At 71.1% G+C, this 15,601-nt stretch carries 15 protein-coding genes; 5 read left to right on the top strand and 10 right to left on the bottom strand.

Annotated elements, in window-relative coordinates:
- Positions 1 to 70 precede the first annotated feature (70 nt).
- Together sigJ and ACFFXY_RS02410 are read left to right on the top strand one after the other, a co-directional pair.
- Positions 71 to 967 (top strand): RNA polymerase sigma factor SigJ, encoded by an 897-nt coding sequence (sigJ, locus tag ACFFXY_RS02415; RefSeq protein ID WP_382345517.1) that lies wholly within the window; start codon positions 71 to 73, stop codon positions 965 to 967.
- A 21-nt stretch (positions 968 to 988) separates the two neighbouring features.
- Positions 989 to 1,492: a carboxymuconolactone decarboxylase family protein gene (locus ACFFXY_RS02410; RefSeq protein ID WP_382345515.1), complete on the top strand. Its 504-nt coding sequence runs from the start codon at positions 989 to 991 to the stop codon at positions 1,490 to 1,492.
- 98 nt (positions 1,493 to 1,590) lie between these two features.
- On the opposite strand, the gene ACFFXY_RS02405 is transcribed toward ACFFXY_RS02410, so the two are convergent.
- From ACFFXY_RS02405 to ACFFXY_RS02390, 4 genes are all read right to left on the bottom strand, one after another.
- A complete protein-coding gene (locus tag ACFFXY_RS02405) occupies positions 1,591 to 1,902 on the bottom strand; it encodes a DUF1416 domain-containing protein (protein WP_106362999.1) in 312 nt (103 codons plus the stop codon).
- Between the two features lie 29 nt (positions 1,903 to 1,931).
- On the bottom strand, positions 1,932 to 2,783 hold the full coding sequence (locus ACFFXY_RS02400) for a sulfurtransferase (protein WP_382345513.1): 852 nt from the start codon (positions 2,781 to 2,783) through the stop codon (positions 1,932 to 1,934).
- Positions 2,784 to 3,223: 440 nt separating this feature from the next.
- Positions 3,224 to 3,946, bottom strand: a complete 723-nt coding sequence (locus tag ACFFXY_RS02395) for an LmeA family phospholipid-binding protein (protein WP_382345511.1) — start codon at positions 3,944 to 3,946, stop codon at positions 3,224 to 3,226.
- 49 nt (positions 3,947 to 3,995) lie between these two features.
- Entirely contained in the window at positions 3,996 to 5,069 is a 1,074-nt protein-coding gene (locus tag ACFFXY_RS02390; protein WP_382345509.1) for a hypothetical protein, read from the bottom strand.
- A gap of 318 nt (positions 5,070 to 5,387) precedes the next feature.
- On the opposite strand from ACFFXY_RS02390, the gene ACFFXY_RS02385 reads away from it, so the two are divergent.
- The 3 genes from ACFFXY_RS02385 to ACFFXY_RS02375 all read left to right on the top strand — a co-directional run bounded on the left by ACFFXY_RS02385 (position 5,388) and on the right by ACFFXY_RS02375 (position 8,386).
- Positions 5,388 to 6,110 (top strand): winged helix-turn-helix transcriptional regulator, encoded by a 723-nt coding sequence (locus ACFFXY_RS02385; RefSeq protein WP_106363003.1) that lies wholly within the window; start codon positions 5,388 to 5,390, stop codon positions 6,108 to 6,110.
- 345 nt (positions 6,111 to 6,455) lie between these two features.
- Positions 6,456 to 6,773 (top strand): hypothetical protein, encoded by a 318-nt coding sequence (locus ACFFXY_RS02380; RefSeq protein ID WP_359946165.1) that lies wholly within the window; start codon positions 6,456 to 6,458, stop codon positions 6,771 to 6,773.
- Positions 6,774 to 6,778: 5 nt separating this feature from the next.
- On the top strand, positions 6,779 to 8,386 hold the full coding sequence (locus ACFFXY_RS02375) for a hypothetical protein (RefSeq protein WP_382345506.1): 1,608 nt from the start codon (positions 6,779 to 6,781) through the stop codon (positions 8,384 to 8,386).
- A gap of 77 nt (positions 8,387 to 8,463) precedes the next feature.
- Here the strand turns inward: ACFFXY_RS02375 and ACFFXY_RS02370 are convergent, their stop codons facing one another.
- The 6 genes from ACFFXY_RS02370 to ACFFXY_RS02345 form a co-directional block, all read right to left on the bottom strand.
- Positions 8,464 to 11,523: a S8 family serine peptidase gene (locus ACFFXY_RS02370; RefSeq protein ID WP_382345504.1), complete on the bottom strand. Its 3,060-nt coding sequence runs from the start codon at positions 11,521 to 11,523 to the stop codon at positions 8,464 to 8,466.
- 231 nt (positions 11,524 to 11,754) lie between these two features.
- The gene (locus tag ACFFXY_RS02365) at positions 11,755 to 12,348 is read right to left on the bottom strand and encodes a DUF1707 SHOCT-like domain-containing protein (protein ID WP_382345502.1); all 594 of its coding nucleotides are present in this window, start codon (positions 12,346 to 12,348) and stop codon (positions 11,755 to 11,757) included.
- A gap of 35 nt (positions 12,349 to 12,383) precedes the next feature.
- Complete coding sequence (locus ACFFXY_RS02360; RefSeq protein WP_359946150.1) at positions 12,384 to 12,821, bottom strand: hypothetical protein; 438 nt, start codon at positions 12,819 to 12,821, stop codon at positions 12,384 to 12,386.
- Positions 12,822 to 13,006: 185 nt separating this feature from the next.
- Positions 13,007 to 13,810, bottom strand: coding sequence for a putative endonuclease domain-containing protein (locus ACFFXY_RS02355; RefSeq protein WP_382345500.1), 804 nt, complete (start codon positions 13,808 to 13,810; stop codon positions 13,007 to 13,009).
- Between the two features lie 181 nt (positions 13,811 to 13,991).
- Entirely contained in the window at positions 13,992 to 14,273 is a 282-nt protein-coding gene (locus tag ACFFXY_RS02350) for a hypothetical protein (protein WP_382345498.1), read from the bottom strand.
- A gap of 181 nt (positions 14,274 to 14,454) precedes the next feature.
- Positions 14,455 to 15,321: a hypothetical protein gene (locus tag ACFFXY_RS02345; protein WP_382345496.1), complete on the bottom strand. Its 867-nt coding sequence runs from the start codon at positions 15,319 to 15,321 to the stop codon at positions 14,455 to 14,457.
- Between the last annotated feature and the right edge of the window lie 280 nt (positions 15,322 to 15,601).

Genomic DNA, 15,601 nt, shown 5'->3' with positions numbered 1-15,601 from the left:
GATCAGCGAGACAACCGTCACAATCAGCGATCCGGTGTCACACTCTTGAACCATGCCCCGTCCTCCCCGCATGAACCGACCGGAATCCGAGGCCGCACGCGGCGAGACCGCGCTGTTCCAAGAGCTGCGCCCCCGCCTCGTCGGCGTCGCGTACGGACTCCTCGGCTCCGTCAGCGAAGCCGAGGACGTCGTCCAGGACGCCTGGATGCGGCTGCAGCGCACCGACACCGCCGCCATCGACGACCTCACCGGCTGGCTCGTCACCACCACCTCCCGCCTCGCCCTCGACGTCCTGCGCTCCGCACGCGTCCGCCGCGAGGCCTACGTGGGCCCCTGGCTGCCCGAACCCGTCGCGACCGCCCCCGACCCCGCCGACAGCGTCAGCCTCGCCGACTCCCTCTCCTGGGCCATGCTCGTCGTCCTCGAAACCCTCAGCCCCGCCGAACGCGCCGCGTTCGTCCTCCACGACGTCTTCGGCCTCACCTTCGACGAGGTCGCCGCCGCCCTCGGCCGCAGCGCTCCCGCCTGCCGCAAACTCGCCAGCCGCGCCCGCGACCACGTCGAGGCCCGCAAACCCCGCTTCGACGTCGACCCCGACGAGCACCGGCACGTCGTCGAGGCGTTCTCCCGCGCCGTCACCTCCGGCGACATCGACGGCCTCACCGCCCTTCTCGACCCCGACGCCGTCCTCACCTCCGACGGCGGCGGCGTCGTCCGCGCCGCCCGCAAACCCGTCCGCGGCGCCGAGAAGGTCGCCCGCTTCCTCACCGGCGTCACCGCCCGCTACGACGACTTCCACCACCAGGTCACCACCGTCAACGGCGGCCCCGCGCTCCTCACCGTCACCGGCGGCGAGGTCGGCGGCATCACCCTCCTCGGCATCGCCGACGGCCGCATCGTCGCCGTCGACATGGTCCGCAACCCCGACAAGCTCACCGGAATCCACGAAGTCCACCGGCCCCGCTAGGCCGCGCAGAGAGGAACCGCCATGGAAGCCCGACTCGCCTTCACCGACACCCAGTTCGCCAAGTCCTACTACAAGAACATGCTCGCCAACGAGATGCTGTTCCACACCGCCACCGCCGTCCCCTTCCGCACCATGGAGCTGATGAAGCTGCGCGCCAGCCAGATCAACGGCTGCGGGTACTGCACCGACATGCACTTCAAGGACGCCGTCCACGCCGGGGAGAGCGCCGAGGACTTCAACCTCGTCGCCGTCTGGCGCGAGGCGCCCGTGTTCACCGCCGCCGAGCGGGCCGCGCTGGCGCTCGCGGAGGAGTCGGCGCGCATCGCCGACAACCCGCACGGCGTGAGCGACGGGACGTGGGCGGCGGTGCGCGAGCACTACGACGACGAGCAGATCGCCGCCCTGGTGGCGATGTGCGCGCAGATCAACGCGTGGAACCGCGTCAACGTCATCCTCCGCACCCCGGCGGGGTTCTACGACCCGGAGACGAAGACGGCCCGCTACCGGGACCTCCAGAAGCAGTAGGGTCCGCCGCTGTCACTGCGGCGCATGAAAAGGGCCCGGACACGAGTGTGTCCGGGCCCTTCCTGACTGGGATACGAGCTGAATCGCCCCGGTCGGTTCTAGCGGCTGACGGCGAGCTTGGTCTCGTTGACGCCGCGGGCGGCCTCGATCTCGCCGGTGGCGTCGCCGTAGCGCGAGAGCGCGCGGAGCGTCCACTTGCCGGGGGCGGCGAAGAAGCGGAACTGGCCGCCCTCGCCGGTGACGACCTCGGCGGTGAACTCGCCGGTGCCGTCGAGGAGGCGCACGTAGGCGCCCTGGACCAGTTCGCCCTCGTCGTTGACGACCGTGCCGCTGAGCACGGTCTCCTTTTCGAGGTCCACGGACGCCGGCAGGGCCAGGTCCTGGTCGGGTGCAGCGCAGCTGTCAGACATGGAGGTTCCTTTCCGTACCGTCGCCGGTGCTACTTGGTGCCGGGCTCGTCGCCCAGCGCGATCGGGACGCCGACGAGGGAGCCGTACTCGGTCCAGGAGCCGTCGTAGTTCTTGACGTCGGTGTAGCCGAGGAGCTCGCGGAGCGCGAACCAGGTGTGGCTGGAGCGCTCGCCGATGCGGCAATAGGCGATGGTCGACTTCGACTCGTCGAGGCCGGCCTCGCCGACGTAGAGCTCGCGGAGCTCGGCCTCGGACTTGAAGGTGCCGTCCTCGTTCGCGGCCTTGGACCACGGGACGCTGAGCGCGGTGGGGATGTGGCCGGCGCGCTGGGACTGCTCCTGCGGGAGGTGGGCCGGGGCCAGGAGGCGGCCGGCGTACTCGTCGGGGGAGCGGACGTCGATGAGGTTCTTGACGCCGATGGCGGCCTCGACCTCGTCGCGCTTGGCGCGCAGGTCCCAGTCGAGGGGCTTGGCGACGTACTCGGTGGCCTCGCGCCCCGGCACCTCGGTGACGACCTCGCGGGCGTCGAGCTCCCACTTCTTGCGGCCGCCGTCGAGGAGCTTCACGGACTCGTGGCCGTAGAGCTTGAAGTACCAGTACGCGTAGGCCGCGAACCAGTTGTTGTTGCCGCCGTAGAGGACGACGGTGTCGTCGTTGGCGATCCCGCGCTCGGAGAGGAGCTGCGAGAACTGCTCCTGGTTGACGAAGTCGCGGCGGACGGCGTCCTGGAGGTCGTCCTTCCAGTCGATCTTGACCGCGCCCTTGATGTGGCCGCTGTCGTAGGCGGAGGTGTCCTCGTCGACTTCGACGAACACCACTCCGGGGGTGTCGAGGTTCGCTTCCGCCCAATCGGCGGTCACCAGCACGTCTTCACGGGCCATGGCTGTTCTCTCCTGAACGTAGAAAGGCTTGGTTTCGGTATCCGGCTGTTCCGAGTTCGCGAGTGGCCCGGCGGGCGGTGCGGAGAAGCCGCTGGAGACGGCGAGCAGGGTGATCCAGGGGATCGTCAGTCCTGGGATCGAGACCGGTTCCGGCCGCGCGGAAAAGCGCGTTCAGGGAACCTGGGGATGCAAGCCTTGCTCTTGGATGTCACGCACGCTGGGCCGCAATGCGGCGACTGCCTTCGGCCTCCGGGGCCGGGCGAGTCGCCTAAGGCATTCGACAGAGCGTGGCCGCGATCATGCAGTAGTCGATCGCGCGCCGCTTCGTGAGCATCGGCTTGCGCATGGGCAGAACGCTAGCAGACTTCCCGGGCCGAATCCACCGCCGTTCTCGCGATGCGGACCCCGAATGGAACCGAACGCGAGGGGGCGGTCACCGGTCAGGTGAGGACGACGTCCTCGGCGGAGGCGGCGATGGCGACGGCGTCGCCTTCGAAGGAGATCTCGGCGAGGGTGATCCCGTAGGGCAGTTCGGGGAGCTGGACGGTGGAGGTGAGCTGGGACGCGAACTGGTCGACGAGGGGCTGGACGGCCTGGGGGAGGCCCTGTGTGAGGGACTCGACGGCGTCGGGCGTGAAGCTGATGGCGTCGTCGCCGACCTCGATGCTGCCGGTGGCCTGGAGGTCGACGCTGACGCCGCCGAGCTCCTCGGTGGTGGTGAGGGTCGCGTTGCCGTCGCGGTCGATCTCCAGGTCCCAGCCGGTCTGCTCGGCCAGGAGCGCCTCGATGGAGTCGATGGAGATGGTGCCCTCGACGTCGAGGGTCCCGGCGACGGCGTCGCCGCCGTCGCTGAGCTCGCGCCAGTCGGCGGTGACGTCGCGGGCGGTCATGGCGAGTTCGGGGAAGACCAGGCCGTTCGCGCCGACGTCCTTGAGGGTGATGTCGATGCGCTCGAAGTCGCCGGTCCACGCCTGGGTGGCGAAGGGCCAGCCGTGGATGGTCACGTCGGGGCGCCGCTCGGAGTAGGCGCCGTGGTCGGCGGCGGTGGCCGCGACCTCGGTCGCGATGCGCCGCTCGGCGACCGCGTTCGCGACCCGGTCGCCGAGGGCGAGGAGCGCGGCGGCGATGACGAGGGTGATGAGGAGGCGGCGGAGGATCTTCACCAGGGGGCTCCAGGGAGTCGCGGGGTGCGTGCGGCGCGAGGGGTGTGCGTCAGTCGATCATGTAGTAGGCGCTGAGGAGGTACACCACGGGGCCCGTGACGGCGAACGCCAGGAGCGGGCCCGCGGCGCTGACCACGGGGTTCGGGGCGGTCCCGGCGCCGTCGATGCGCCGCGACGCCGACATGTAGCCGCACGCGAGGTCCGACAGGACCGCGATGAGCGCGACGAGGAGCCCGCCGATCGCGGCGTGCTCGGGGTCGGGGCCCTCGATGACGAGCCCGGCGTAGGCGGCGGACGCGGTGCCGCACATGGTGCCGATGACGATCCCGAAGGCGCCGCGGGTGACCTGGCGGTTGATGCGCGGGTCGGGCATGACGAGGTCGACGGCGCGGGCGGCGAGGACCGCGGTCCCGGCGGCGACGACCGCGGAGTACATCGCGGGCGGCGCCGATCCCAGGCGGGACAGGGCGATGTAGCAGGCGTACCCGCACACGGCGACGCACAGGAGCATCGTGAACCCGAGGCTCTCGGTGAAGCCCTCGTGGGTGCGGCGCGCGAGCTGCCCGGCGACGGCCGCGCCGAACGCGAGCGCGAGGAGCACGGTGACCGGCAGGAGCGACACGGGCGTCCACGTGACGGCGACCCAGTCGGCGGCGACGGCGAGGAGGGACGCGACCGCGATCGTGATCCAGGCGCCCTCGATGCGCCGGACCCACGTCAGGAGGACGACGGCGGCGATCTGGAGGACCGCGATCCCGGCGGCGTAGACGGGCCGCTCCATCTGCGCGCCGAGGACGAGCCCGGCGGCGACGACGATGACGACGGCGATCGCGGGGAGGCGGTGGAGCAGGTGCGGGGTGGGCGGGGGCAGGGTGTGGTCCTCGCGGCCGTCGGCCCCGGCGGCCCGGTAGGCGCCGGTGTCGGCGCCCGGGGCGCGGCGGGGGGAGGGGCGGCGGGAGGAGGCTTTGCGGGCCTGCGCCTTCCGGGACGGCGCGGCCTTGCGGCCGGGCGCGGCCGCGGGCGGCTCCTCGGGGTACGTCTCGCCCCAGGCGGGGCCCTCGGCGGGCCGGGCCGCCTCGGGGGGTTCGTGGCCCCAGGTCTCGTCGGGTCGGCTGTACGACACGGACACAGCCTACGGCAACGCCCTTGTGCACCGTTCACCTTCGATGGGCGGTCCGTCCCGGTGTCGGGGACGCCATCCCCGCGGGTGACGGGGCGGCCCGGTCCGTGTGCGGCGCGTGTCGGCGGGGTGAACGGCGGTTTGCCGCCGCCTCGCCGGGGCGCGTCCCGCATAGTGAAGTGACGCGGTGGTGACGCTGGTCATTCGGCGGGTGACCGTTTACACTCGGACAGGACTCCACCTACCGCATGTAAGCCCACCCGTCGCCGAAGCCGGGAAGAGCGATATTCGCGTGTGCTCACCTACCAGCGGAGGACTGCCTTGGAAATCCTGATCCTCACTTCCAACCCCGTGCCGGAGTCCCCTGAATCGATCCTGCCGTCCCTGGAGCTGCTGCCGCACCGCGCGCGGTACGCGGGCCGGGACGTGCGGGCGCTGCTGAGCGGCCCGAGCCCGGACGCGGTCATGGTCGACGCCCGGTCCGACCTCGCCGACGCCCGCGCCACCTGCCGCGTCCTCCAGGCCACCGGCCTGACCGTCCCGCTCCTGGCGATCGTCACCGAGGCGGGACTGGCCGCGCTCCAGGCCGACTGGGGCGTGGACGACTTCCTCCTCGCCTCGGCCGGCCCCGCGGAGGTCGAGGCGCGCCTGCGCCTGACCACCGGGAAGCCCAACGCGGCCACGGCCGCCGGGCCCGCGGTCATCCGCGCCGGGGACCTCACGGTCGACCCGGACACGTACGCCGCGAAGCTCAAGGGCGCCCCGCTCGACCTGACGTACAAGGAGTTCGAGCTGCTGCGGTTCCTCGCCCAGCACCCCGGGCGCGTGTTCACCCGCGAGCAGCTCCTGCGGGAGGTGTGGGGCTACGACTACTTCGGCGGCACCCGCACCGTGGACGTCCACGTGCGGCGGCTGCGCGCGAAGCTCGGCTCGGAGTACGAGTCGATGATCGGGACGGTGCGCCAGGTCGGCTACAAGTTCGTGGCGCCGCCGCCGGAGAACCTCCGCGAGTCGGAGCCGCTCCCCGAGCGGGTCGACGCGTAACGGTCGCCTTCCATTCGTTCCCCGTCCACGTCAGCGACGGGAGAGGCGGTTCCGCACAGCGGGGCCGCCGTTTCTTTTAGTTTCCACAGTTGACAGTGGGGCAGGAGTTCCCACCGGTCCAGGAGTTGTGCTCGAACCTGATGCGGCCGTGAGCATTTCCGCTCGATCGGGTGAACGGTCTCCCGGAGTCGTGCCAAACAGGAATATTAACCGAATAAAAGAACGTCCGAGAAGCGTCCTAACCGGACAATTCCGGCAACAGAGAGTACCCGTGGGGTGGCACTCGGTGGATAGAATTGAGGTCGCTTTGGACTCAAACCCTCGCCCCCCTTGGAGTGTGACCCCGTGTCCGATCGCTCCGTCGACCCCGACGCCCTCGCCGAGTTCCGCGAGGCCGCGCAGGGCCGCTTGGATTTCCTCGAAACACTGATCGAACGGCTGCGGCACGGCAATGAACTCGGCGTGGAGCCCGGCTTCGGCCTCCTCGACTCCGGCCAGACCGCCCGTGAGATGTACCGCGACTTCCACCGCCAGACCTGGTCCAACCTCCAGGACCTCCGATCCGATCTGGCCGGCATCATCGCCACGGTCGACGGCGTCGCCGAGCGCGCCGCCGAGACCGACGCGTCGTCGGCCGCCCACCTGTCGCGAAGCAAGGACTGACCGACATGCCTGAGACCCAGACCAGCGGCGACACCGGCCGCGACGACGAGGACCGCACCGAAGAAGACCGCACCGACGAGGAGACCGACGGGCGCGACGAGGACGACCGCGACGACGACCGCGACAGCGACGACGACGACCGCGCCAGCCGCGACCGCGACGGCCACCCGCGCGGACGCCGCGAAGAATACGAGAACAACGCGCCCGACGACTCCACCGTCGTCGAGTACCAGCGCCGCGACGCCGACGCGCTGTTCCTCTCCGGCCAGCCGTGCGGCTACGCCAACTGCCAGAACGGCGTCAACGAGGCCGAAGCGGCCTGGATCAAACTCGTCTCCGCCATCCCCATCGCCGGACAGGTCCAGATGCTCACCGTCGAGACCAAGGGCACCCCCGCGCCGAGCCAGGAGGCCATCCGCAACCTCGTCGCCGAGGTCCGCCCCGACGACCCCGACAAGTACGCGCTGCGCATCGTCAGCGAGCACTGGCAGACGTTCAAGAACGACTTCGACACCGACCCGACCAACGGGATCGCGCCGACCCTCAAATCGGCGCTGCGCTCGCTCTCGGAGACGTGGAAGGGCACCGACTTCGACGCGTTCGCCGAACAGGTCGAGATCGTCCTCGCCAACTGCGCCTCCGTGTGCGACGACATCGGCGACGCCACCACCGGCGCCGTCGGACTCCTGGAGCAGAAGGCCGACGAGTTCTTCGGCCTCCAGGGCGGCGACTCCGGGGAGCTCCCCTACCCCGCGCCGCTGTACTGGATCTCCGACATGGAGTCCATGTTCACCGACCCGCTCGTCCACGTGCGCCCGCCGTTCCGCTCCGGATGGTGCGACGTCACCGCCGGATGCGACAACGACGGCGGCCTCATCGGCGCGCTGTTGGAACTCGGCGGGTTCGAGAAGGACTACGTGTCCGAAGTGAACGACTACGTCGAGAACCAGACCGACTACTACATGCGCAAGCACAAGAACGACGAACCGCCCATCACCGAGGAGCAGGCGCGCTCCTGGGCGCAGGCCGACGCCAACCAGAACATCACCGCCGACGTCAACGCCGGGATCGACGACTACAACTCGCGCTCCCAGATCGCGAACGAGGACGTCGTCAACCGCTGGGAGAACGCCGAGGAGTCGGCCTCCACCTTCCAGCCCGAGGCGTACCCGTCCAGCCCCTCCACGTTCCGCGACTCCTCCGACATGCTCTCGGACTCCTACGGGGGCCTCGACGGCGGCAGCGGCGGCCTGGAGAGCGGCACGCCCGCCGGGGGCGACGGCCTCGAACCCCCCGGCGGCGGAGGCGGCGGCGGCATCAGCGGCGGCCTCGCCTCCGGCGGCGGCGGCCTCGACGGCGCCACCCTCGGCAGCGGCGGATCGTTCCCCGTCGGCGCGGCCTCCGCGACCGGCGCCGGCGCCCTCGGCAACACCGCCGCGGGCCTCGGCGGCACCGGCGGCGGCATGGGCGGCATGATGGGCGCCGGCGGCGGCATGGGAGGCCGCGGCATGGGCGGCGACCAGGAAGCCGAAGGCGAGCACAAGGACTGGCTCGAAGAAGACGAGGAGATCTGGGGCATCATCCGCGACGCCGAAGAAGACCCCTACGCCTAGCCGAACCGCCTTGCACCAGCACGGAAAGGAGCCCCCGGGGCGCCGCTTCATCTCAGATACTCAGGCGCTCAACGCACTCAAGTCGTGATCCCCACGACCGTCGCGTCGATCGCCTCCCCGTCCGCCGCATAGTTCAGCGTCCCGAGGTAGCGCGAACCCGCGTCCAGACCCGACCACGACAGCGACAGCGCGTACGCCCCGCCCGTCTCCACGGCCTGCTCGCCCGGCGACACCGCGAGGTTCCCCTCGTCGCCGCCCGGCACCACCCACGAATGCAGGCGCGCCTCAAGCGGCGACGGACCCGCCCACTCGTCCACGAACACCACGAACGTGTAGCCGCCCGGCAGCGTCACCGTCTCGTTCGAGCCGCCCGAAGCCGAGTAGCCGACCAGCGTCAACTCGTCGCCCTCCTTCAAGTACACGAACACGTCCAGGTCCGTCCCCGTCGGATGCTCCGACTCGAACGTCGCGAACCGCACCAGCGCCGCATCCGCGGGCGTCGCGAACTCGAACGACGCCACATGCGAATTCACCGCGGGAGCGTCCGTCGGGAACGACGACGCGTCCGGGTCCGTCAGCGTCGACGTCGACACCTCCGACGCCACCAGCCCCGACACCGACGCGCCCAGCGTCCCGTCGAAGCCCGACAGGCCCGACAGGTCCTGCGAACCCGAAGCGCCCGACAGCGACAGCTCGTCCGCCGCCGCCAACTGCGACGGCTTCACCGTGATCGGCGAACGCACCTCGTGGACCGTCCGGTTGCCCTTCGTCTCCGTCCACGTGATGTCGCCGAACGCCCAGTCGCCGAACGACGCGTCAGTGCGCGTGATCGTCAACGTGTACGTCGCCGACTCGCCCGGCCGCAGCGTGATCCGCGACTTGTCGACCTCGACCTCGAAGCCCGCGGGCGCCGTGATCTCCGCCTTGTACGTCGACTTCTTGTCCGACGCGTTCGTCACCGTGCGCGACACCTCGTAGACCCCGGTCAACTCCGCGACCGTGATCGACGGGTAGTTCAACTGCGACGGGTCCATCGAACCCAGCGCATCGCAGTTCGACTGGATCTTGTACGCCTCCGGCGTGCCGCAGATGTACTGGATCCACTCCACCGGCGACGACTCGTACACCAGGCCCGGATCGAACATCGCCGCACCGTCGGCATGGCCCGCACCGAAGTCGAACGGCGTCGCGTCCTCACCGGCCCGCTGGATCGGGTCCCCCGCCTGGTCGGTCTGGTACGCCGTCGTCATGATCGCCGACTTGATCGCCATCGGCGACCAGCCCGGGTTCTCCGACGCCAGCAGCGCCGCCAGACCCGCGATGTGCGGACTCGCCATCGACGTGCCCTGGTTCGTCCCGAAATCATTGCCCGCGTGGTTGTCAGGCGTCACACCCGCGACGACCTCCATACCCGGAGCCGTGATGTCCGGCTTCAGCAGGTTCTGACCCGCCGCCAGCGCCGGACCGTTCGACGAGAAGTCCGCCATCACCGGCGCGTTCTTGTCCTCCAGCTCAGAGCCCTCGACCTCCACCTTCGGGTTCGAGCGCGAGCCCACCCACTCGGAGAAGTCCTGCCCGTCCTCGTACGACAGGTGCAGCACCGGGACCGCCTGCGACGTCACGACACTCGCCGGACCCCGCTCGTACTGGTCCACCACGATGAGCGCCTTCCCGCCCAGCGACGCGATGTAGTCCGCGTTGTCCGAGAACAGGTTCCCGCGCACGCACACGACCGCCTTGCCCGCGACCAGCTCCGCGTCCAGCGTGCCCGCGTCGCACGTCGCCGCCGCGGCCGGATCGGCCCCGTCCAGCGCCACGTCCTCCGCCAGGCGCACCCGCCACTCGGCCTCGCCGACCATGCCCGCGGCCTCGACCTCGGTGCGGCCGTACTCCAGCTCCGTGCGGAACGTCTTGTCGTGCGAGGACGCCGCCACCGTGGTCACCCACGGCTCCTGGTGGTCCACCGTGGACGTCGGGCCGTCGTTGCCGGCGCTGGCCGCCACGAACACGCCCGCCGCGGCGGCGTTGAAGAACGCGATCGACACCGAGTCGACGAACTCGGGGGTGCCGGTCGAGCCGATCGAGAAGTTGATGACGTCGACGCCGTCGGCGACGGCGGCCTCGATGCCCGCGACCAGGTCCAGGCCGGAGCAGCCGCCCCAGCAGACCTTGTAGGCGGCGAGGCGGGCGGCCGGCGCGATGCCGGAGAACGTCCCGAGGTTCTCGCCGTCGATCTTGACCTTGGTCTTGTAGTTGCCGGCGGCCGTGGTCGCGGTGTGGGTGCCGTGGCCGTCGGAGTCGCGCGGCGACGCGTAGCTCGCGGCGGAGACGCCGCGCGCGTCGAACCAGCGGGCGCCGATGAGCTTGTTGTTGCACTCGATGTTCCCGGCGGGGTCCTCGTCCTCGCCGGTCTCGCACTCGCCGTTCCACTTGGCGTCGATGGTCGCCTGGTCGGGGCGGGGCTCGGAGAGCGGCGCCAGGGCGGGGTTCTCGGGCCAGATGCCGGTGTCGAGGACGCCGACGATGACGCCCTCGCCCGCGTGCTTCGCGGAGCCGAACTGCTCCTCCCAGGCGCCGTCCTTGCCGGAGACGTCGAGGAAGCCGGTCGCGTCGATGGCGCCGGTCGGCTGGTAGATCACGTCGGGGATGACCGCGAGGACGTCGTCGCTCGCGGCGAGCTCCTCGGCCTCGGCTGCGGTGAGGTGGGCGCCGAAGCCGTTGAGGACCGTGTCGTACTGGGTGAGGGCGTCCACGTCGTACTCGGCGATGACGTCGGCGCGCTCCTCGGCGAGGAAGCCCGCGTACTCCTCGACGGCGTCGGCCGCGAAGTCGATCGTGCCGCCGTCGGCGGGGGCCGTCGCGTCGAGGCCGGAGACGCCGCCCTCGTAGGTGGCGATGGGGTCGTCGGCCAGTTGGACGACGTAGTAGCCGTCCTCGTAGACGATCGGGGCCGCGGCCTCCTTGAAGTACTGCGGGAAGACCTCGGGCAGCGCGGACTCGGCCGCGGCCGGGCCCGCGGCCGCGGTGGTGAGCGCGGCGACCACCACGGGGACCGCGGCGGCCGCGACGGCCGCCCTGGTTCCTGCTCTGGCGCGTCTGGCGACGCGCCTTGTCTTACTGGGGGACGGAGATCCCATGCGATGAGCTCCTCTCAAGGGGGGCGCGCACCGCGGAGGGTGACTGGTCCTCCACCGCAAGGTCACTTGCCGTGGCCGCGGCGCACGGAAACGAGCCTATTGCGAGGAAGGTTCGGTGTAAACCCTCGTATGAGGGGAATGCCGGGATCAGGCATGACTGTTATGGGGCCGTTACAAAGGACGTTGCGGCGTCCTTGTATTCACTGAATTCCATATCCCGCCGGGAGCGGCCTACCAACGCCACCAGAGGAATCGGCGCTCGTAGCGGAAGGTCACGGAACTGGCCTTCGCCTTCCCCGAGAACGTGAAGCGAATACCCGAACCTCCCTTGTAGGGGGCGTGATTGCTCACCGAGCTCGCCATGACGTCCGTATTGTCGTCCGTCGCGTAGGCGCCCCTGGGGAGGACCACTTCGAGCGAGGACGCGATGAGGTTGACGTCGATCTCGACCTCGCCGGTGCGGATCACCGCGTGGCGGCAGTCGAGCTTCACCGACGACGCCTTCGCGTCGACGACGAGCCGAGCCGGGACGACCCAGTCGCCCTTGCGCTCCAAGGACGAGGCCTTCGGGGTGAGGCGCAGCTCGGCGGGCGCGCCGGGGGCGGGGCGCGGCGAGGCGGGGACGGCGAGGCCCCCGGCGGTCTCGGGGAGGTCGGCGAGGAGGTGCTCCACCTCGGCGAACGTGCGGGCCTCGTACGCCTTGCCGGACCGCTCGGCGAACTCGTGGAGGTCGAGGCGGCCCTCTTCGGTGGCCGCGTGGAGGCGGGCGATGACGGCTTCGCGGTCGGCGTTCGACATGCGCAGGTTGGGGTCGGGCCGGTTCATCGGAGGGCGCTCTTCTCAGGCGGTGCCATGGCTTCTCATCTTCTCTTCGGGCCGGGGTCGAGCCGCCGCGGCCGTCGCACCAGCCCGCCGTTGCACCATTCGTGGTAGTCGAACAGGTCCGGTTGGCGGATCAGCGCTCGGGTGTTGGCTGCCCATAGTCCAACATACTGGTCCCGCGACTCGGATGCCTTCTCCAGGAGCCGGTCGACGCGTTTGCGGGGGTGGACCCGGAACTTCGTGCGGACCGCGTCGCCCGCGTAGATGTAGAGCACGTGGAGCGCGAACGAGCGCTTCGGGCAGGTCGGGTCGCCCGCGAGCTCCAGCCAGGTGTCGGCGAGCTCGTCGGTGGCGAGGGTGAGGTCCCACTGCCGCCCCTCGGGGGCGGTGGAGTACGGGTCGAGCGCCCACTCGGTGATCTCCTGCGGCGTCGGCTCCGCCGGGCGCGCGAACCCGCCGAAGGTCCCGTCGGCCACGTGCGCTCCCCGCCTGAATTGAACAATGCTCGCACCGATCCTAGCCCGCCGCCGCCCGCGGCCCCGCCCCCGTTTTCGCCTCCCGCCCCCCGGGGGGCCTCCCCCCTCCCCCCCACCCACCCCGCCCCCCGATCCCCGCCCACCCCTGTGGCGCCGGCGCCGCCCGGCCTCGTGTCGTCATCGGCTCACCTGAGGGCCAGGGACACCTCCTCGATGCGGGCGTTGATGTCGTGGAGGTCGTTGGCGCTGGGGTCCCAGCCCTTGCGCAGGAGGAGGTCGCGGAGTCGGATCAGCCACGGGCGGGGGTGCTCCATGACGTCGGTGGCGGTGAGGACCTCGACCTCCCAGCCGAGGTTCTGGAGGAGGTGGTGGCGGCGCCGGTCGCCGGTCTCGGCGGCGAGGCCGAAGTGGGTCGCCATGCCGTCGTACTCGACCCCGATCCGCCACCGGTCCCAGCCCAGGTCGAGGAAGCGCGACCGGCCGTTCGGGCCGCGGACCCGCAGTTGCGGGACCGGCGCCGGGAGGCCCGCGTCGGCGATGAGGCAGCGGGTCCACGACTCCATGGGCGACTCGGCGCGCGGGTCCGCGGCCAGGAGCGTCGCGTTCGCACGGCGCAGCCGCTCCCCGTGCAGCGGTTCGAGCGCGCCCGCCAGGCGGTGCACCTCGATACCCGCCCGCAGGAACTGGTCGGCGGCGGCCACCGCTTCGAGCCGCGGCAGGTCGGCCGCGCAGTCCACCAGGGTCCGCGCGAGCGTGGTCACCGGGAGGCCGTCGACCACCGTGATCTCCGCCAGCACCGGATCGGCCGAGGACTCGACCGGCCACTCGCGCTGGTCGGCGCCCGGCGGGAGCACGTCGAACCCGTGGATCCAGGCCGCGGTGCGGCCCGTCGCCACCTGGCTGAAGTCCGACTCGAACACCGTCTCAAACCGCAGGAGGAGGTCCTCCCCGGCGGCGAGCAGGTCGCCTTCGAGCGGCGAATCGGTCATTGCGGGAGCTGCGGTGCGGTACGTCCGTATCTGCGTCATGTCTCAACGGTCGCCGACTGGTCGCAGAGCGTCCACATTTTTCTTCTCCGCCTGTGGATAACCTGCGGCGGGGTTTTCGACGCCTGGTCAGGGCCTGTGGATAACTTCAGCGGGCCCGGATTCGCGGTCCGGGCCCGCTCGCTCACTGTCCGGCGCGGCGGCACGCGCCCTCGGCGACGCCCCGGGCCACGCCGGTGCCCGCGAGGGACTTCACACAGGCGTCGTAGCCCTTCGGGTAGGTCTGCGCGCCCGCGGTGACGCAGGCGGTCTTCCTTGCGGCCGTGAGGGAGTAGCCGTTGGAGACGAGGTGGGTGAAGCACTCGGAGGCACCGGCCTGCGCCGGCGAGCCGGCGGCGAAGGCGATCGCCGTCCCGGCGATCACGGCGGTGGAGGCGAGTGCGAGGCGGCGGGTGAAGGTCCGCATGGCGGCTCCGTTCGAGGGTGGCGGGGGTCCAGTCGCACCGTACCAACCCCGCGGCCGCGGCGGGGTCGCCGATTTCGCCGATCGCCCGGGACCGTGCTCTGAGTCGTTGCGCCGCAACGTGAAACGGTGCGGGAGGGACCTGAAGGCCCCTCCCGCACCGTCGTCGTTCAGTGCTCCGGCGTCAGTACTCGACGTCGCAGAGCTTCCAGGCGCCGCTCTCCTCGACCGCCGTGAAGGTGTACCCGGAGTCCAGGTCGTCCTGGGTGTCCGGCGGGAGGTCGTCCATGGTCCAGCCGACCCAGACCTGCGTCGCGCCGCTGACCTCCTTCGACATGCTCCACAGCAGGAACCCGAAGTTGCCGCCCTCGTACTCCAGCTCCCAGTCCACGTCGAACTGCATGTTGTCGCTCGGGCTCGCGCACACCACGGACTGGAGCGCCGCGTCGTCGTCGGTGTCCGACGCGAGGCGGTACGTCAGGGCCGCGCCCTCCGGCGAGTTCGCCTCGAAGTCGTCGGAGTTGACCGGGGTGCCCCACCCGTCCAGGGTGGCCCCGGAGTCGCCGCCGTCGTCGGTGGGCTCCTCGGAGGCCTCCTCGGACGGCTCCTCCGAGGGCTCGGGCTCGTCGGAGGCGCTGGTCTCCGGGTCGCCGCCGCCCGCCTGCGGGTCGTCGTCGTCGCCGGTGAGCTTCGGGATGAGCAGGACCGCGGCCACGCCGAGGACCACGACCAGGCCGACCACGACCCCGAGGATCACGCCGAGGTTCCCGCCCTGCTTCGCGGGCGGGATCGGCGGCGGCAGGACCGAGCCCGGGGCCGACGGGTAGCCCGCCTGGACGCCCATCGGCGGCGTGCCCATCGGGGGCTGCGTGTACTGCGGCTGCCCCGGCGGGGGCTGCATCTGCGGCTGCGAGTAGCCCGGCTGCTGCTGGTAGTAGTTCGTGGGAGGCGGAGGCGTGCTGTACCCCTGCGAGTAGGGGTCGCTCGGCTGCTGCGGCTCGGGCTGCAACTGGTACTGCGGGTTCTCGCCGCCGGGGGGCGGATACGTCATAGCTCTAACACGCCTCGTCTGCTCAGGGGCTGGGGCCGGGCCGCGGAGGGATGGGTTCCACCCGCGTGCTACCGATCGTACAGGCCCCGGGCGAGAATGTGGCACCCGCGAAAGCGCAGGTCCGGGCCGCAATACGGCAACAGTCCCGCATACCGGGCGCCCCGGAACGGCCCCGCCGCGCCGTTTCCGCCGTCGCACACCCTGTGCGACCGCGCGGGCCCCGCGAGGACTACGCTTTATGCCCCGGCCCTCTGCGGTCCGGGCCCCTCACCAGGGCCCC

Origin of the sequence: Glycomyces mayteni (assembly GCF_042428885.1) — a bacterium.
Classification (GTDB): Bacteria; Actinomycetota; Actinomycetes; order Mycobacteriales; family Micromonosporaceae; genus Glycomyces; species Glycomyces mayteni.
The sequence above is the reverse complement of the archived record's forward strand: the minus strand, read 5'-3'. Positions and strand labels throughout refer to the sequence as shown.